The 16,162-nt window shown below is 68.2% G+C and carries 19 protein-coding genes; 4 read left to right on the top strand and 15 right to left on the bottom strand.

What is annotated here, in order from left to right; all coding sequences use genetic code 11:
- Nucleotides 1-11: 11 nt before the first annotated feature.
- Entirely contained in the window at nt 12-1,487 is a 1,476-nt protein-coding gene (locus tag BW982_RS06970; protein ID WP_076491268.1) for a glycosyltransferase family 2 protein, read from the bottom strand.
- 145 nt (nt 1,488-1,632) lie between these two features.
- Here BW982_RS06970 and BW982_RS06975 point away from each other — a divergent pair, with 145 nt between their 5' ends.
- On the top strand, nt 1,633-2,712 hold the full coding sequence (locus BW982_RS06975) for a hypothetical protein (RefSeq protein ID WP_076491271.1): 1,080 nt from the start codon (nt 1,633-1,635) through the stop codon (nt 2,710-2,712).
- Nucleotides 2,713-2,732: 20 nt separating this feature from the next.
- Here BW982_RS06975 and BW982_RS06980 read toward each other — a convergent pair whose 3' ends face one another.
- A complete protein-coding gene (locus tag BW982_RS06980) occupies nt 2,733-3,542 on the bottom strand; it encodes a fructose 1,6-bisphosphatase (RefSeq protein ID WP_076491274.1) in 810 nt (269 codons plus the stop codon).
- 178 nt (nt 3,543-3,720) lie between these two features.
- Here BW982_RS06980 and BW982_RS06985 point away from each other — a divergent pair, with 178 nt between their 5' ends.
- Both BW982_RS06985 and BW982_RS06990 read left to right on the top strand, forming a co-directional pair.
- Nucleotides 3,721-5,388 carry a sensor histidine kinase gene (locus tag BW982_RS06985; protein WP_083696539.1) on the top strand — a complete coding sequence of 556 codons (1,668 nt, stop codon included), beginning with the start codon at nt 3,721-3,723 and terminating at the stop codon, nt 5,386-5,388.
- Nucleotides 5,385-6,503, top strand: coding sequence for a GGDEF domain-containing protein (locus BW982_RS06990; RefSeq protein ID WP_076491279.1), 1,119 nt, complete (start codon nt 5,385-5,387; stop codon nt 6,501-6,503). The genes BW982_RS06985 and BW982_RS06990 overlap by 4 nt, the downstream gene beginning before the upstream one ends.
- On the opposite strand, the gene BW982_RS06995 is transcribed toward BW982_RS06990, so the two are convergent.
- Nucleotides 6,504-7,139, bottom strand: a complete 636-nt coding sequence (locus BW982_RS06995) for a hypothetical protein (RefSeq protein WP_076491282.1) — start codon at nt 7,137-7,139, stop codon at nt 6,504-6,506.
- 275 nt (nt 7,140-7,414) lie between these two features.
- On the opposite strand from BW982_RS06995, the gene BW982_RS07000 reads away from it, so the two are divergent.
- Entirely contained in the window at nt 7,415-7,669 is a 255-nt protein-coding gene (locus tag BW982_RS07000; RefSeq protein WP_076491284.1) for a hypothetical protein, read from the top strand.
- 39 nt (nt 7,670-7,708) lie between these two features.
- On the opposite strand, the gene BW982_RS07005 is transcribed toward BW982_RS07000, so the two are convergent.
- The 12 genes from BW982_RS07005 to secY all read right to left on the bottom strand — a co-directional run bounded on the left by BW982_RS07005 (nt 7,709) and on the right by secY (nt 16,089).
- Nucleotides 7,709-8,401, bottom strand: a complete 693-nt coding sequence (locus tag BW982_RS07005; RefSeq protein WP_076491286.1) for an endonuclease/exonuclease/phosphatase family protein — start codon at nt 8,399-8,401, stop codon at nt 7,709-7,711.
- 54 nt (nt 8,402-8,455) lie between these two features.
- On the bottom strand, nt 8,456-9,313 hold the full coding sequence (truA, locus tag BW982_RS07010; RefSeq protein WP_076491288.1) for a tRNA pseudouridine(38-40) synthase TruA: 858 nt from the start codon (nt 9,311-9,313) through the stop codon (nt 8,456-8,458).
- A gap of 83 nt (nt 9,314-9,396) precedes the next feature.
- Nucleotides 9,397-9,951 carry a 50S ribosomal protein L17 gene (rplQ, locus tag BW982_RS07015; protein ID WP_076491290.1) on the bottom strand — a complete coding sequence of 185 codons (555 nt, stop codon included), beginning with the start codon at nt 9,949-9,951 and terminating at the stop codon, nt 9,397-9,399.
- A gap of 42 nt (nt 9,952-9,993) precedes the next feature.
- On the bottom strand, nt 9,994-10,983 hold the full coding sequence (locus tag BW982_RS07020) for a DNA-directed RNA polymerase subunit alpha (RefSeq protein ID WP_022879045.1): 990 nt from the start codon (nt 10,981-10,983) through the stop codon (nt 9,994-9,996).
- 173 nt (nt 10,984-11,156) lie between these two features.
- Entirely contained in the window at nt 11,157-11,555 is a 399-nt protein-coding gene (gene rpsK, locus BW982_RS07025; RefSeq protein WP_013583990.1) for a 30S ribosomal protein S11, read from the bottom strand.
- A gap of 34 nt (nt 11,556-11,589) precedes the next feature.
- On the bottom strand, nt 11,590-11,964 hold the full coding sequence (gene rpsM / locus BW982_RS07030) for a 30S ribosomal protein S13 (protein WP_076491291.1): 375 nt from the start codon (nt 11,962-11,964) through the stop codon (nt 11,590-11,592).
- A 137-nt stretch (nt 11,965-12,101) separates the two neighbouring features.
- Nucleotides 12,102-12,218 carry a 50S ribosomal protein L36 gene (rpmJ, locus tag BW982_RS07035; RefSeq protein WP_005050492.1) on the bottom strand — a complete coding sequence of 39 codons (117 nt, stop codon included), beginning with the start codon at nt 12,216-12,218 and terminating at the stop codon, nt 12,102-12,104.
- Nucleotides 12,219-12,277: 59 nt separating this feature from the next.
- The gene (infA, locus tag BW982_RS07040) at nt 12,278-12,499 is read right to left on the bottom strand and encodes a translation initiation factor IF-1 (RefSeq protein WP_013583992.1); all 222 of its coding nucleotides are present in this window, start codon (nt 12,497-12,499) and stop codon (nt 12,278-12,280) included.
- Nucleotides 12,500-12,637: 138 nt separating this feature from the next.
- Complete coding sequence (locus BW982_RS07045) at nt 12,638-13,339, bottom strand: DsbA family protein (protein ID WP_139327338.1); 702 nt, start codon at nt 13,337-13,339, stop codon at nt 12,638-12,640.
- Nucleotides 13,339-14,178: a type I methionyl aminopeptidase gene (gene map, locus BW982_RS07050; RefSeq protein ID WP_076491293.1), complete on the bottom strand. Its 840-nt coding sequence runs from the start codon at nt 14,176-14,178 to the stop codon at nt 13,339-13,341. The genes BW982_RS07045 and map overlap by 1 nt, the downstream gene beginning before the upstream one ends.
- 1 nt (nt 14,179) lies before the next feature.
- Nucleotides 14,180-14,770, bottom strand: coding sequence for an adenylate kinase (locus BW982_RS07055; RefSeq protein ID WP_076491295.1), 591 nt, complete (start codon nt 14,768-14,770; stop codon nt 14,180-14,182).
- Nucleotides 14,767-16,089 carry a preprotein translocase subunit SecY gene (gene secY / locus BW982_RS07060; RefSeq protein ID WP_076491297.1) on the bottom strand — a complete coding sequence of 441 codons (1,323 nt, stop codon included), beginning with the start codon at nt 16,087-16,089 and terminating at the stop codon, nt 14,767-14,769. The genes BW982_RS07055 and secY overlap by 4 nt, the downstream gene beginning before the upstream one ends.
- Nucleotides 16,090-16,162 lie beyond the last annotated feature (73 nt).

Consider the following 16,162-nt stretch of genomic DNA (forward strand, 5'->3'; position numbering starts at 1 on the left):
TCGGGTCGCGTTCAGACCTTGTATCCGTGGTGACGACGGACGAGCTTGGAGAACATGAGGAGGGTCTGCAGGACGGTGACGACACCGACGATGGGCCAGCCGATCCAGAGGATCGAGGACTGCACCATCGGCCCGACGAGGACCCAGATGACGGCGAGCGCGATCGCGACGGCGATGAGGACCACCATCGGCGCCCAGTGACCGAGGCCGCCACCGCGCTCGGCCTTGGCCTGCATGGCCCAGTTGTCGACCTTCTTCCGCGAGAGGAAGCGGGTCCAGGAGCGCACGAAGTGACTGATGCGGATCCACATGAAGATCTCGGCCGGGAAGAACAGCACGGCGAAGAGGATGTCCGTGCGGTCGACCGCGGCCATCGTGCGGGCGATCCGCAGGTTCAGCAGCATGGCCACCACCGGCGGGATCAGCCACAGGGGCGAGAAGACGAAGGCGTTGATCGAGAGCGAACCGGCGAGCAGCGTCAGGAACGCCACGCGGACGAAGAGGTTGGTCAGCATGCCGAAGTTCTCGAACCAGCGCAGACGCAGGTTGGGGTGGAACGGCTGTCCCTTGGTGTCCCCACGCTGCCCCGGCCACATGAGCTCGATGGCGCCGTAGGTCCACTTCACCTGCTGGGCGTCGTACCCGGAGAGCGTCGTCATGCCGCCGACGTTGGCACGGGCGTACGGGCTGATCTTGGTCAGGTAGCCGGCGCTCTTGATCTGCAGCGACAGCAGGGAGTCCTCCACCTCGGAGTCCTTGACCCAGGGCGTGACCTGGTGGTTCTGCTTCATCGCCTCGCGGAGGGCGTTGGTGGAGAAGATCGAGAACTGCCCGCCGAGCACCGCCATGTTGCGGCCGCGCAGGAGGTTCTGCAGGTTGAAGGCGGCGAACTGCGTCCGCTGGCCGGCCGTGAGGAAGCGGGCGATCATGCCCTTGATGGGCTTGTCGTCGATCGTGTAGATCGCCGAGATGCCGCCGATACGGGAGTCGGACACGGCCTCGGTCTCGAGGTACTCCACGGCCTTGCTGTCGGCGATGGTGTCGCCGTCGACGCCCAGGAGATAGTCGTACCCCTCGACGAGCGAGTAACCGTAGTTCAGTGCGCCGACCTTCTTGTCGGGGTTCTTGCCGATGTCGTGGACGAACACCTCGGTGAACTGCTCACCGAGGTCGGTGGTGATCTCGTGCGGGCCGCTGTACTCGGACGCGATCTTGACCGTCGCGTCGGACGTGTTGTTGACGACGACGTGGATGACATCGGGCACGCGGGTCTGACCGAGCAGGGCCTCGATCACGTCGGCGATCGACTCCTCCTCGTTGTACGCCGGGATGACGCATCCGATGGTCGAGCGGTGCACCGTCGAGTGCTCCAGCACGGAGGCGAAGTCGTCCGGGAACGCGTGCTCCTCGACGATGGGAGCCGCTGCGCCGCCCACCGGATAGGTGAGCGCCCGGTTCTGGGGAGCGAAGCTTCGCGCATCGGTCATGGCGGTGTCTTCCTGTCGGAGGGGCGGCGGTTCAGCCGTGTCCCACTCTGATAGGTTCACCGCAAGGCCACCGCCGCACATGACCACCGTCCCCGCAAGATTTCCTCAAGATTCCCGCGGGGCCCGGCACAGGGAGAGCTCCGAGATGGTCGTCCTCGACCTCCTCGCCGCCATCGCCGCGGCATCAGTCGCGGGAGCCGCGCTGTTCCTCGCGCACGGCCGCCATGGCGACGACCGCGGCGGCCCGCGCGCAGAACTCGTGCGGTACATGGGTGTCGCCGCGCTCGCCGCGTTGGCGTGCTCGCTGGCGAACGTGGTGGAGGTGGCCGGCGGCGGAAGGTTCGCCGCCGCGGTGGGGAACGCCACCAACGTCGTGACGGTGGGGCTGGCCTGGGCGGGCGCCCGTCGACTCAACGCGCGGCGCGGGATCGGCGCGGCCACGACGGGGGCCGTCGGCATCCTGATGCTCGCCGTCACCTTCGTCGTCCCCGCGGACGAGGCCACTCTCCTCAAGACCGTGGGACTCGTGGTCTTCGCCGTCCTCGCCGCGGTGGAGTTCGCGCGTCGACCCGTGAGCGATCTGGCCGGTGCTCGGATCCTCGTCGCGACACTCGTCGTGTTCGGGGCCTTCAACCTCTACCGGCTGGTCGTGGGCGTCACCGCCGGGATGACGTCGGCCCTGTGGCACGTCACCGCATCGACGCAGATCACCACCCTCCTCAGCGCACTGGCGATCGTGGGGATGGGTTTCGGGTCCGTACTTCTGGGACGACAGCTCGACGACGATCCGTCACCGGGGACCCGGGCGCACGATCGCCGCATCCTCCGTCTGACTGCGGAAGACATCCTGCGCGACCACCAGCGGGTCCACGTCATGATCGCCCGCATCCCCGAGATCGATCTGATCCGCGCGGCGCACAGCGCAGGTCGCGCCGAAGAGATGATCACGGTGCTGGTGGATGCCGCGCACGAAGCGCTGCCGGGATCCTCGTCCGGCGTCCCCGCACGCGACACCGTCTTCGTGCTGCACGCCGGATCGACGCCCCGCACAGAGGCGGAAGCCGCGGTGCGACGGATCTTCGCCGGGCAGATGCCGTTGATCGACTACACCGACACCCCCGACGTGACGTTCGAACACCACACCGTGGTCGACGTGCACGACCTCTCCCTGCTGATGGAGAGCCGTCGACTGCGTCCCGGCTCGGGCGCGGTTCCGCACGTCTGAGCCGGGACGCCGTCGGGCGTTCAGCCCTGGTTGCTGCTCTGGCCCCACCCCGGCGCGCGGCCGGTGCCCGTCGTCGAATCGCTCGACTGGCTGGCGGTCGCCGACCCGTCGGAGGAGAAGATGGCGATCGGCAGATACTGGTACACCGTCTGCTGGGTGAACGACGTGTCGGAGTTCGCGGAGCCCTCGACGGCGATGTTCAGCGCGAACTCCAGCGTGATGCCGTAGGTGTCGTTCGGCAGCTGGCGGATCGAGGTCGTGGGCACGAGCAGGCCGCCCTGGAAACTGTTCAGGAGAAGGCCGCGGTCCGAGCGGAGGGTGTCGGTCGGCACGAGCGTGCGAGGGTCGGCGCTGAACTGGAACGGATTCGACACCTGACCACCGGACTGCGCGGTCTGCGAGGTGATGGAGACCGACGAGATGTAGACGCGACGCTTCTGGGTGAGGACCGACTTCTCGTCGACGCGGTGATCGTGCACGTTGAGCGCGAAGCCGAACTGCTTCTCGTTGGTCGCGGTCCACTCCATGGTCCGCTTCGGGTCGACCGCCCAGACGTCGAGGCGCAGCTCGAGGCCGTCGGCGACCTCCGAGGACAGCGACACCGAGCCGTCGTAGGTGAACCGGGAGTCGAACGGCATGGCGGAAGCCGTCGCCTGCGGCGCGGGGGTCGCGACGACGACCGACTGTCCCCCACCGGACGTCTGCGCCTGGATCGCGTTGAACGCGTCCGCGACCTGGGCGCACCCGGAGAGGGTGATCGGACCGCCGAGGGCGACGACGGCGGCGAGCGCCACGGCGCGCAGAGTTCGGCGGTGAGTGGAGCTGCTCACGGGTATCTCCTGATGCTGAGGGCGCAGGTGCGCGGAGGTCGACGAAACGACCATCACACTGCGGGATGCAGGCCTCAGGGGGAGTCTGACCGGACGACGCGACCGGGGAGGAAGCGAAGGGCGAGCAGAGACAGGATGGCGCGCAGAAGACTACACCATCGTCTATACACTCGATCACATGGCAGCCGTGAGGAGCGTTCGGTCGGTGTCGTCGCCGGTCGCTTCCGACGCCGACGACGCGAGCGGACCGAGCAGCCGGACGCGTTCGGTCTGGCTCCTGCAGCTGGTCCTCGGCGCGAGCGTCGTCATCACCGTCCTGCTCGTCCAGGCCCTCGTGCCGTCCCTCTTCGCGGTGTGGACGTTCTCGACCGGCGTGGGCGTCGTCATCGCCCTGACCGCGGTCGCGATCATGGTGCCTTGGCACCGGCTCCCGCGGAATGCGGTCGCACTCATCCCCTTCGGCGACATCGTCGGCATCGGGCTGCTGAGCTTCGGAACCGACCTGCGCTTCGGGTTCTTCTGGGTGTTCCCGATCACCTGGATCGCCACCCACTTCGTCCTCAGCATGATGATCGCCTCCCTCGCCGCCGTCGGCGTGATCATCGTGGCGGACGCCTCCGTCAACGGCGCCGGCCCCGCCACGGCGTTGCGGCTGATCGTGGTCCTCCTGTCACTGACGTTCATCGCGATCACGGCGTATCTGTCGTCGCGACAGACGCGCGCGTTCAAGCAACTCCTCCGGCGCCAGGCCACCCGACTGCAGGGCACGCTGCAACGCGTCACCGGACAGGAACGGCGCGTGTCGCAGATGCTCAACGGCCTGGACACCGGCATCGCGCGGCTGTCGGTCGACGGCGAGGTCCTCGCGCTCAACGACATGTATGTGAACCTGTACGGCATCGAGCGCGACGAGCCGTCGCGGCCCGGCGGAGCGGTCGAATACGCCAGCCTGCGCGGCGAACCGCTGCCCGACACGGAGCGCCCCTTCGTGCGGGCCGCACGAGGCGAGCAGTTCGAGGATGAACGCGTGTGGCTCTTCGACGCGCAGGGTGACTGGCACGCTCTGTCCGTGTCCACCCGGCGCCTCGTGCCGTCCGACGAGCCCGAGAGCACGCTTCTCATCGTCCACGACATCACCGCCCTCATCGAGGCGGAACGGGCGCGGGAGCGCCTCGCCGCGACCGTGTCCCACGAACTGCGCAACCCGCTCACGGCCATCATCGGCCACGCCGACCTCGCGCTCGATGCGCCGGACCTGACACCGAAGGTGCGCGAGCAGCTCGAGGTCATCGCGGGCGCCGGGGAACGCATGCAGACGCTCATCTCGGAGATCCTGGCGAACTCCCGCGGGGTGTTCCGCGAAGAGAAGGCGTCCGCGACGGCGGATGCCAGCCGCATCATCGCTTCGTCGCTCGAGTCGTTCCGGCCGGCCGCGGCCGCCCGCCGTGTCAGCGTGAACGACGACCTCCCGGCGACGGCCGAAGTCGCGGGGGACGGATTCCGTCTGCGGCAGGCGTTCGACAACATCCTCAGCAACGCCATCAAGTACACCCCCGGAGGCGGGAGCGTGCACGTCACGGGCCACGTCTTCGACGATCACGTCGAGCTCACGTTCGCCGACACGGGCATCGGCATCCATCCCGAAGACCTCCCCCGGATCTTCGACCCGTATTTCCGCGCCCGTGCGGCGCGCGAAAGCCCCACGCCCGGTACGGGTCTCGGGATGGGCATCGTCCGCAGCATCGTCGAGGAGCAGGGGGGATCGCTGGAGCTCGAGAGCGAGGTCGGCACGGGCACGACGGTCACGGTCCGTCTGCCTTCGCGCTCGACGGCGGCCGAGGCATGACGACCCAGGAGACGCTCGCCAACCTCGGGCTCGCCCAGGCGACCGTCGCCACGTTGGCGACCGTGATGGTGATCGGTCTCGGGTTCCTGCACCGCCCGTCGCGCGCGGCGCTGCTCTGGTCGCTGGCGTTCGTGCTGGCGATGTCGAGCACATGGATCTCGGTCACGGGTTCGGTGGTCGACGACGAGGGCGTCCGCCGGGCCGGACTCGGCCTGATGCTCGGTGCCCCCGCGCTGATCTGGTCGGGTTTCCGGGCGCGGCGGCACGTTCCCGCCCTGCCCTGGATCGCGGTGCTCCAGTCGATCGCCACCGCCGTCGCCTTCGTCCTGGCTTCCGATCTCCAGGTGTACGGGATGACGTTCCGGGTGGCTTTCCTGGGGGCGGCGATCTTCGCGGGGCTCACGATCGCCGAGGTTCGTCGGGCCGCCGACCGATTCGAGCGCCTCGCGCTGCCGCTGATCGTCGTGTCCGCCGGATTCGTCGCCCTCGCGGGAGCGATCGTCGTCGCCGGTCTCGCCCTGCCCTCGAGCGCGCAGGACCTCACGCTCCCGCGCATCCTCAACGGCCTCGCGATGCTGATCTACCTCGTGTGCGCCACGGTGAGCGTGCTGTACTTCACTTCGGTCTCTCCCGTCGGGACACGCTCAGCCCGATCGTGGCCGCAGTTCTCGGTCACCGCGGACGACCGGCTCGCGCGTGCCCGTCGCTCGCAGGAGAGCTCCTGGAACGTGCTGGCGATACGACTCGACGACCCCGATCAGATCCGCAGCACGATCGGCGAGAACGGCTGGAACCGCATCGTCTCGGCCTTCGAGGCCCTGGTGGCCTCGACGCTGCCGGCCGAGGCCGACATCGGGCGGCCGGCTCGCGGACGCCTCGTCGTGGTCGTCTGCCGTCCCGGACCGGTTCTCCGGGAGCACGTGCGCACTCTTCTGCGCCGTGTGACCGAGATGGATGCCGACGACTGGGCCGATCTCCAGCTCTCGGCGAGCATCGGGTGGGTCCCTGCGGAGTCGGCCTGGTACGACCTCGACGAACTCGTGAACCGTGCCGAGGAAGCGGCGCTGACGGCGACCGGACTGGGTGGCGACCGGTGGGAGCGGCTCCGGGCCTGATCAGCCGCCGGTCGTCGCGTCGCGGGCGATCGCGACCGTGACGGTGTCGCTGGCCGTCTGCTTGGCGAAGTCGCTCGAGGTCGGTGTCGTCTGCAGCAGGAACTCGTACGTGAACTGGAGCGTCACGAAGGTCGCCTCGGCGGGGACCTCCCCCACGTTGAACGTCTGCGAGTAGCTGTAGGGCGACAGGACGACGTATCCGGGCGGGTTGCTCTGATCGACCTGTGGCGTCAGCGCGGCGAACGACTGCGTGGCGTTCCCCGGCACCGCCGTCATCGTGGCCCGCTGCAGATACACCTGCTGCCCGTCGTTGGGCGTGACCGTGGTGTCCATGGAGATGCTGACCGGCTTGAGCGCGGTCGCCGTCCAGCGGTCCATCGACAGCGTCGACCAGTACTTCACGGTCGCGGCGATGGCGCCGGCCGTCACCTTCTTCTCGGTGGAACCGCTGGACAGGTCGTTCGGCACGGGCGCCGGGACGGGAACGGTGGAAGCGGAGGTCGCGACGGTGGGCGAGGGAGACGTCTGCCCGCCCTGAGCCCACGGCGGCGCGCCGCAACCGACCAGCGTGAGCAGCATCGCTCCCGCGCCGATCGCACCCAGCACGGCTCGGCCGCGGCGCACCCGGTCCCCCATGAATCCTCCTGTGGTCGTCTTCCGATTCTAGGCGGCCACCAACGGGCAGGCCGAGGGCGCGACGCCCGATCAGAAGTGCCCATGCTCGCGCGTGCACGGACGGGGAGCGCCGACGACACCCATCCTTTACGCAATCGAAACTCCCATCGGTGGCGCGTGGCGCACGGATGGGGGATCCTCGAAGAGGCGGATCCATATCGTGCTGCGGCCGACCACCGCCGTTCCGTTGCACGTGCCGTGCGCGGTCTCCCGTTCTTGAGGATTGTGGGTACCGCATGAAGAACACGCTGGTCCGTTCCGTGGCCACTGCCGCTCTTGTCGCGGGAGCGGCCCTGACGATTCCCTCCGTCGCCCACGCGACGACGACGGACACCTCCGACGGCGCGACGACGCACGCCGCCGCCAGTGTCTCCGGCGGCGGCACGCCCGCGCTCGGGATCTGGATCGGAGGCGGCGCTCTCGCTCTCGTCGGCGGCGCGATCGCCGTCGGCACCACGGTCCGACGTCACCGCCAGGACCTCGACGCCTGAGGCGCCGGAGCCTCCCGCGGGCGGACGTCCCTCCGGGGGCTAGGAGGCGACCGCGGGTCGGTTGCCCTCGACCTCCGCGGTGATGAGGATCGGCAGGTGGTCGCTCAGCCCCTGCGGAAGGGTCCGGATGTGGGCGATGTCGAAGCCGATCGATGTCGCGAAATCGTAGTGTCCCCGGAAGAAGCGGTAACGCGTGTACGTACGTGCATCGCTGAGGGTGAGTTCGTACCCCTGGTCACGGACCGCCTGGCCGAGGTTCTCTTTGAACACCGGATAGTTGTAGTCGCCCACCATGAGAGCGGGGAGCCCCGGACCGAGGTCCTGCAACTCCGTCAGCGCCGTACGGATCTGATGGCGACGCAGCGAGTTCAGGGCCGTGAGCGGAGCCGCGTGGAAAGAGGCGACGATGACCTCGTGGCCGTCGTCGATGTCGCGCAGCCGGACGCCCAGCATGCGCTCCTCCGCGGGCTTCAAGACGTAGTCGTGCAGTGACTTCTTGAGGGCGATCGAACGCACCTCGACCGCGCGGAACGTGTTCTCGCGGTAGTAGACGGCGAGTCCGAGCCGATTGCGTTGCGTGGCCTCCGCGAGCCGCAGCCCGGCGATCTCGGTGGGGATGTCGCGGGTGTCGCACTCCTGGAGACAGAGGACGTCGACCGCGTGCGCGTCGACGAGCGCGGCGAGCTCCCCCGCCGCGCGATGCTTGCGCAGGTTGTACGAAATGACCTTCATGGCCAGGCCAGCCTAGAAGGCGCACCCCACGGGTTGCTGAGGGTTGCGAAACGCTCAGGAACCGATGTCGTCTGCATCGCGTCGGTTCCGGGTCTGCTCGGCTCGTGATGCGAGCAGTTCATCGGCGGGGTACCCCACCTCGGCCAGCACGAGCCCGCGCGCCGCGAGGACCTTCGTGTCGGGGAGGCGGGCACCCGCGTCGCGGATCGCGACGACCCGTTCGCGGTCGATCCGCCCCTCGCCGACGGCCACGCACGCACCGACCAGGGCGCGCACCATGCTGTGGCAGAACGCGTCGGCGCGCACATGGGCGATGAGCGCACCCTCCGGGTCACGACGCCAGCCGAACTCCAGCAACGTCCGGATGGTGGTCGCCTCCTCACGTGCCTTGCAGTACGCCGCGAAATCGTGGAGGCCGATGAGACTCCGCGCCGCGGCATCCATCGCCTCGACGTCCAGATGCGCTTTCACGGTGGTCGTGCGCGCCCGCTCGAGCGGGTCGTACCCGGTCGAGAGATCGGCGATCCGGTAGACATAGCGGCGCCACACGGCCGAGAAGCGCGCGTCGAATCCGTCGGGCGCCCGAACCGTGCGATTCACGGTGACATCGGGGTAGGCGCCCAGCACCCCCCTGATGCGACCCGCGAGTGCCGCGACGCCATCCGGCTCGTCGCCCTCTCGACGTCGACGAGGGAGACGGGCGACCTGCGTCTCGTCGAGATCGATGTGCGCGACCTGCCCGGAGGCGTGCACCCCGGCATCCGTCCGGCCGGCCACGACCAGGCGCGGTTCCCCTCCGACGATGCGGCCCAGCGCCGTCTCGAGTGTGCCCTGGACCGTCCGCAGCCCGGGCTGACGCGCCCATCCGCGGAAATGTGTGCCGTCGTAGGCGATGTCGAGGCGGATACGCACCCGTTCAGCCTACGTGCCCCTCGCGCACACGACCGAGGCCCCCTCCCGTGCGGGAGAGGGCCTCGGTTCGTGAGAGGGAAGGATTACGCCTTGGCGTCGCCTTCGACGGCGTCCTCGGCCGCAGCCTCGGCGGCCGCGCCCTCCTCCTGCGACTCGGCGCCGGCGTCGGCGGCCTCGTCGGCGGCGGGGGTCTCCTCAGCGGGGGTCTCCTCGGCAGGGGTCTCCTCGGCAGCGGGTGCAGCAGCCGCAGCGGACTTCGACGCCGACGGCTTCTTCGTGACGGGCTCGAGGACGAGCTCGATCACAGCCATGGGGGCGTTGTCGCCCTTGCGGTTGCCGACCTTGGTGATGCGGGTGTAGCCGCCGTCGCGGTCAGCGACCAGCGGAGCGATCTCGGTGAAGAGGGTGTGCACGACCTCCTTGTCACCGATCACCGACAGGACGCGGCGACGGGCGTGGAGGTCACCCCGCTTCGCGAACGTGATCAGGCGCTCAGCGAGCGGACGCAGGCGCTTGGCCTTCGTCTCAGTCGTCTTGATCGACTTGTGGGTGTACAGGGCCGCCGCGAGGTTCGCGAGAAGCAGGCGCTCGTGGGCCGGGCCGCCGCCGAGACGGGGACCCTTCGTGGGCTTGGGCATGTCGTGTTACTCCAGTAGGAAGGTTCGGTCGGGTCCGACGGGTCAGACGGTCTCGTCGTCGTAGCCGCCGAAGAACTGGGCGCCGTCGAAGCCGGGCACCGAGTCCTTGAGCGACAGGCCGAGGGAGGTGAGCTTGTCGCGCACCTCGTCGACCGACTTCTGACCGAAGTTGCGGATGTTCATCAGCTGGGTCTCGGAGAGGGCGACCAGCTCCGAGACGGTGTTGATGCCCTCGCGCTTGAGGCAGTTGTACGAGCGCACCGAGAGGTCGAGGTCTTCGATCGGCATCGACAGCTCGTTCGAGAGGACGGTCTCGACCGGCGCGGGGCCGATCTCGATGCCCTCGGCCTCGACGTTCAGCTCGCGCGCGAGACCGAACAGCTCGGTGAGCGTACGGCCGGCCGAGGCGACGGCGTCGCGCGGGGCGATCGACGGCTTCGACTCGACGTCCAGGACGAGCTTGTCGAAGTCGGTACGCTCGCCGGCACGGGTCGCGTCGACGCGGTAGCTGACCTTGAGAACGGGCGAGTAGATCGAGTCGATCGGGATCTGACCCGCCTCGGCGTACTCGTTGCGGTTCTGGGTCGCCGAGACGTAGCCGCGGCCGCGCTCGATGGTGAGCTCGAGCTCGAACTTCGCAGTGTCGTTGAGCGTCGCGATGACGAGCTCCGGGTTGTGCACCTCGACGCCGGCGGGAGCGGAGATGTCCGCCGCCGTGACCTCGCCGGCACCGGTCTTGCGCAGGTAGGCCGTGATGGGCTCGTCGCGCTCGCTCGAGACGACGAGCTGCTTGATGTTCAGGATGATCTCGGTGACGTCTTCCTTCACGCCCGGGATGGTGCTGAACTCGTGCAGGACGCCATCGATGCGGATGCTCGTGACGGCCGCGCCGGGGATCGACGACAGGAGGCTGCGACGCAGCGCGTTGCCGATCGTGTAACCGAAGCCGGGCTCGAGCGGCTCGATGACGAAACGGCTGCGGAACTCCCCGATCTTCTCCTCGGTCAGAGTGGGACGCTGTGCGATGAGCACTATGTGTTCCTTTCGATCACGTGCCCGCTATATGACACGTGTAATGGGGTGAGGTGTTGAGTTGTACTCGCCGGATGCCGCTCGCCCAGCGGTCTGCGGCATCCGGATGTCCGTGGGGCGCGCGGGAGCGCGAACGTCCCGGGGAGCGACGAGCACTCCCCGGGAACGATGCGTCAGACGCGGCGGCGCTTCGGCGGACGGCAGCCGTTGTGCGCCTGCGGCGTCACGTCCTGGATGGACCCGACCTCGAGGCCTGCGGCGGTCAGCGAACGGATCGCGGTCTCGCGGCCGGAGCCCGGACCCTTGACGAAGACGTCGACCTTCTTCACGCCGTGCTCCTGGGCCTGGCGTGCAGCGGACTCCGCGGCCATACCTGCGGCGTAGGGCGTCGACTTGCGCGAGCCCTTGAAACCGACACCGCCGGACGAGGCCCAGCTGATGACGGCCCCGGAGGGGTCGGTGATCGAAACGATGGTGTTGTTGAACGTCGACTTGATGTGGGCCTGACCCACGGCGATGTTCTTCTTCTCCTTGCGGCGCGGCTTGCGCGCGGCGGACTTGGCCTGTGCCATGTGCGGTTCTCCTGAATCCTGCGCCGGCGGAGGCCTAGCGCGCCTTCTTCTTGCCGGCGACGGTGCGCTTGGGGCCCTTGCGGGTACGCGCGTTCGTCTTCGTGCGCTGACCGCGCACCGGGAGGCCGCGGCGGTGGCGCAGGCCCTCGTAGGAACCGATCTCGACCTTGCGGCGGATGTCGGCGGCCACCTCGCGACGGAGGTCACCCTCCACCTTGTAGGTGCCCTCGATGTGGTCGCGCAGGGTGACCAGCTGGTCGTCGGTGAGGTCCTTGACGCGGACGTCCGGGCTGATGCCGGTCGCGGTGAGGATCTCGGTGGAGCGGGTGCGACCCACGCCGTAGATGTAAGTAAGTGCGATCACCACGCGCTTGTCGCGCGGGATGTCGACGCCGGCGAGACGTGCCATGCGGCTCTCCTCAGAGTGTCGTGGAGGTGTGGAGCAGGATCGGTGCCCGGGCCTCCGCCCCGAGGTGTCCCCCGCATCGCGGGTTCTGATCCTGCCGTTGTGTATTCAGTTGGGAGGTGTGGAGCTGGGGGAAGAGCTCAGCCCTGGCGCTGCTTGTGGCGCGGGTTGCTCTTGCAGATCACCATCACGCGCCCGTGGCGACGGATCACCTTGCAGTGGTCGCAGATGGGCTTGACGGAGGGGTTGACCTTCATGATGTTCCTGTTTCGCTGTCTTCGATCCGCTGGAGCGGTTCGTTACTTCTCGGCCGGACTCAGCGGTAGCGGTAGACGATGCGACCTCGCGTGAGGTCGTAAGGGCTCAGCTCGACGACGACGCGGTCCTCGGGGATGATGCGGATGTAGTTCTGCCGCATCTTGCCCGAGATGGTGGCGAGCACCTTGTGACCGTTGGTCAGTTCGACACGGAACATCGCATTGGGCAGTGCCTCGGACACCGTGCCCTCGATCTCGATGACACCGTCTTTCTTCGCCATAAACTCGCTCACGCTCATTGCAGACCGGCCGGTCTGCGGTGGATGGGGATTCGGTGCTACGACACGCCAATGAAGGCGCAACGCACCAAAGATCAAGCATACGTGGTAGAGCGCGATGCGGCAACTCGCCGCCTCGCCTCAGCCGTTGAGGCGGCCGACGATGTCCTTCTGCGGATCGCCGGTCAGGTCGTTCTGATTCACCAGGACAGTGCCGTTGATCGCGATCGTCGGCGTGGCGATGCCCGAACCCGTCTGCGACGGCGTCTTCTTCGTCAACGCCGTCACGTACTTCGTGTACGTCCCGTCCGTGATGCACGAAGTCACGGCGTCGGACGCCCCGGCATCCTTCGCGATCGAGGCGAGCGTGGCGTCGTCGAGACCGGCCGTGCCCTCCTTGGGCTGCTGGGCGTACATCGCCGTCACAAACGCCGGGATGTTGGCGGCGTCGTCGACGGCCACGCAGTACGCGGCGCTGGCCGCGCGCGTCGAGTACTGGGTGCCCTGCGACTGCGAGTCGAGGATCGAGATGGGGTGGATGTTCAACGTGATCGTGCCGTCGGCGACCAGCTGCTGGAGGGTCGGCCCGTACGCCTGCTCGAAGGAGTTGCAGATCGGGCACATGAAGTCGATGTAAGTGTCGACCGTCTGACTGCCGGACCCGACCGCGATCGCACCCGTGTCGGCGTTGACCGCCGAAGACTCCGGCGCCGTTCCGGGCGAGGTCGCCTGGCTGTTCGCGAACCAGACCACTCCCCCGATCACGAGGACGATGACCACGGCAGCCGCCGTCACCCCGATTGCGAACCAGTTCGTGGATTTGCGGGCAGCGGCCATCATCATCAATCGATCTCCTTCGGCACCACACCGAAGGGTGCCAGCTTCTCCGCACCGCCGTCGGGAGCGGTGAGGACCCAGATACCTCCATCGTGCACGGCGACGCTATGTTCCCAATGGGAGCCGGCCGTGCCGTCGATCGTGGACACGGTCCACCCGTCGTCCTCGACGCGCGTCTCCTGGTCGCCGATCACGACCATGGGCTCGATGGCGACCGCGAGTCCGGGCCGCACCTCGGCGCCGCGATCCGGCACCCGGTAGTTGAACACGCTGGGCGACTCGTGCATCTTGCGACCGATGCCGTGACCGACGTAGTCGCGCAGGATGCCGTATCCCCCGGCGGGAGCGTTGTCCTCGATGTACGACTCGATGGCGGCGCTCACCTCCCCGAGGTGCGCGGCACGGCTGAGGGCTGCGATCCCCGCCCACAGCGACCCCTCCGTCACGTCGGACAGACGGCGTCGAGGAGCGATCAGCTCTTCCGGAGCGTCGCCCGGCACGACGACGGTGAACGCCGAGTCCCCGTTCCACCCACGGAACTCCGCACCGGCGTCGATCGAGAGCAGATCCCCCGGCTGCAGCGGACGGTCGTTCGGGATGCCGTGCACCACCTGGGCGTTCACCGACGCGCAGATGGTGTGCCGGTATCCGCGGACCATCTGGAAGTTCGACTTCGCGCCGCGGCCGGTGATGACGCGCGATGCAGCGGCATCCAGGTCGAGGGTCGTGACGCCCGGCGCGATCATTTCGCGAACGGCGTCCAGCGCCGCGGCAGTGATCAGCCCGGGCTCGACCATCGCACGCAGCTGGGCGGGCTTCTTGTAGATCGAGGAGCGCAGCACCACGTCAGAGCGCCGGACGCAGGCCGCGCGCCTCGAGAGCGGCGGAGATGCGAGCCGTGATCTCGTCGAGGCCGCCGACGCCGTCGATCTCATCGACGATGCCACGGGTGCCGTACACGTCGAGGATCGGCGCGGTCTCCCGCTCGTAGATCTCGAGTCGGGTGGCGATCGCCGCCTCGGTGTCGTCGGCGCGTCCCTGCTCGGCGGCGCGAGCCGTGAGGCGGGAGAGCGACTCCTCGCGCGGCACGACCAGCGCGATCACGGCGTCCAGCTTCTCGTCGCGCCCCTCGAGGAACTCGTCCAGGTGCAGGACCTGGGCGAGGTTGCGCGGGTAGCCGTCGAGGAGGAACCCTTCGGCCGCATCGGGCTGCGACAGGCGGTCGCGGACCACGGCGCTGGTGAGCTCGTCGGGGACGAGGCTCCCCGCGTCGATGATCGACTTCACCTGGAGCCCCAGCTCGGTGCCCTGCGAGACGTTGGCCCGGAAGACGTCCCCGGTGGAGACGACAGGGATCCCCAGCGCCTCGCCGACGCGGACGCCCTGCGTCCCCTTGCCCGATCCCTGAGGTCCGACGATCAGAAGACGTGCGGTCATCGCAGAAGCCCCTCGTAGTGACGCTGCTGGAGCTGAGCGTCGATCTGCTTCACCGTTTCGAGGCCGACGCCGACGATGATGAGGATCGACGCGCCGCCGAACGGGAAGTTCTGGTTGGCACCGACCGTCGCCAGGGCCACGAGCGGCAGCAGGGCGATGAGGCCGAGGTAGATGGAACCCGGGAGCGTGATGCGCGTCAGGACGTAGTCGAGGTACTCGGCGGTCGGACGTCCCGCGCGGATGCCGGGGATGAAGCCGCCGTACTTCTTCATGTTGTCAGCGACATCGACCGGGTTGAACGTGATCGCGACGTAGAAGTAGGTGAAGCCCACGATCAGCAGGAAGTACACCAGCATGTAGAGCGGGTGGTCACCGCGCGTGAGGTACTGCGAGATCCACGTGACCCACGCCGCCGGCTCCTGTCCGGCCTGCGGCTGGTTGAACTGCGCGATGAGCGCGGGGATGTACAGCAGCGACGAGGCGAAGATGACGGGCACGACACCGGCCATGTTGACCTTGATCGGGATGTAGGTGTTGGTGCCGCCGTAGGTGCGGCGACCGACCATCCGCTTGGCGTACTGCACGGGGATGCGTCGCTGGGACTGTTCGACGAACACCACCAGGGCGACGACGACGATGCCGACCGCGAGGACCAGGAGGAAGACCTCGACGCCGCGCGTGTTCAGGATCGCGAACATCGCAGCCGGGAACGTCGCGGCCACCGAGGTGAAGATGAGGATCGACATGCCGTTGCCGACACCGCGCTCGGTGACGAGCTCGGCGAACCACATGACCAGGCCGGTGCCGGCGGTCATCGTGATGATCATCAGCAGCTGGGCCCACCAGATGTCGTTGGTCAGCAGCTGCTGGCACTCCGGAACGCCGCCGGTGCCGAGCAGCTGCCCGGACCGCGCGACCGTCACCAGCGTCGTGGACTGCAGCAGCGCGAGCGCGATCGTCAGGTAGCGCGTGTACTGCGTGAGCTTGGCCTGACCGGCCTGCCCCTCTTTGTAGAGCGTCTCGAAGTGCGGGATGACCACGCGCAGGAGCTGCACGATGATCGTCGCGGTGATGTACGGCATCACTCCGAGGGCGAAGATCGACAGCTGGAGGAGCGCGCCGCCCGAGAACAGGTTGACCAGCGACAGCAGGCCCTCGGTACTGCCGGACGCGGCGAGACAGCTCTGCACGTTCGGGAAGTCGACGAAAGGCGTCGGCACGTGGGCACCCAGCCGGTAGAGGGCGATGATGCCCAGCGTGAAGGCGATCTTCCGCCTCAGGTCGGGCGTGCGAAAAACCCGCGCGATGGCGCTGAACAAGGGGATTCCTCCAGAACGATCTCGGCGCACGACGAGGCGCACGCGGAATCAGACTAACCCAGAAGGGGCCGAC

It is taken from the genome of Microbacterium sp. RURRCA19A, from assembly GCF_900156455.1.
Lineage (GTDB): Bacteria > Actinomycetota > Actinomycetes > Actinomycetales > Microbacteriaceae > Microbacterium.

Coding starts and splice junctions, on each gene's coding strand:
- rpsK (WP_013583990.1), bottom strand. CDS start 11,555: ATGGCACAGGCCAAGTCCGCCGCGCGCAAGCCGCGCCGCAAGGAGAAG.
- BW982_RS06985 (WP_083696539.1), top strand. CDS start 3,721: ATGGCAGCCGTGAGGAGCGTTCGGTCGGTGTCGTCGCCGGTCGCTTCC.
- BW982_RS07005 (WP_076491286.1), bottom strand. CDS start 8,401: ATGAAGGTCATTTCGTACAACCTGCGCAAGCATCGCGCGGCGGGGGAG.
- BW982_RS06995 (WP_076491282.1), bottom strand. CDS start 7,139: ATGGGGGACCGGGTGCGCCGCGGCCGAGCCGTGCTGGGTGCGATCGGC.
- rpsM (WP_076491291.1), bottom strand. CDS start 11,964: ATGGCACGTCTCGCCGGCGTCGACATCCCGCGCGACAAGCGCGTGGTG.
- BW982_RS06990 (WP_076491279.1), top strand. CDS start 5,385: ATGACGACCCAGGAGACGCTCGCCAACCTCGGGCTCGCCCAGGCGACC.
- rplQ (WP_076491290.1), bottom strand. CDS start 9,951: ATGCCCAAGCCCACGAAGGGTCCCCGTCTCGGCGGCGGCCCGGCCCAC.
- rpmJ (WP_005050492.1), bottom strand. CDS start 12,218: ATGAAGGTCAACCCCTCCGTCAAGCCCATCTGCGACCACTGCAAGGTG.
- infA (WP_013583992.1), bottom strand. CDS start 12,499: ATGGCGAAGAAAGACGGTGTCATCGAGATCGAGGGCACGGTGTCCGAG.
- BW982_RS06970 (WP_076491268.1), bottom strand. CDS start 1,487: ATGACCGATGCGCGAAGCTTCGCTCCCCAGAACCGGGCGCTCACCTAT.
- BW982_RS07045 (WP_139327338.1), bottom strand. CDS start 13,339: ATGATGATGGCCGCTGCCCGCAAATCCACGAACTGGTTCGCAATCGGG.
- BW982_RS07000 (WP_076491284.1), top strand. CDS start 7,415: ATGAAGAACACGCTGGTCCGTTCCGTGGCCACTGCCGCTCTTGTCGCG.
- BW982_RS06975 (WP_076491271.1), top strand. CDS start 1,633: ATGGTCGTCCTCGACCTCCTCGCCGCCATCGCCGCGGCATCAGTCGCG.
- BW982_RS07055 (WP_076491295.1), bottom strand. CDS start 14,770: ATGACCGCACGTCTTCTGATCGTCGGACCTCAGGGATCGGGCAAGGGG.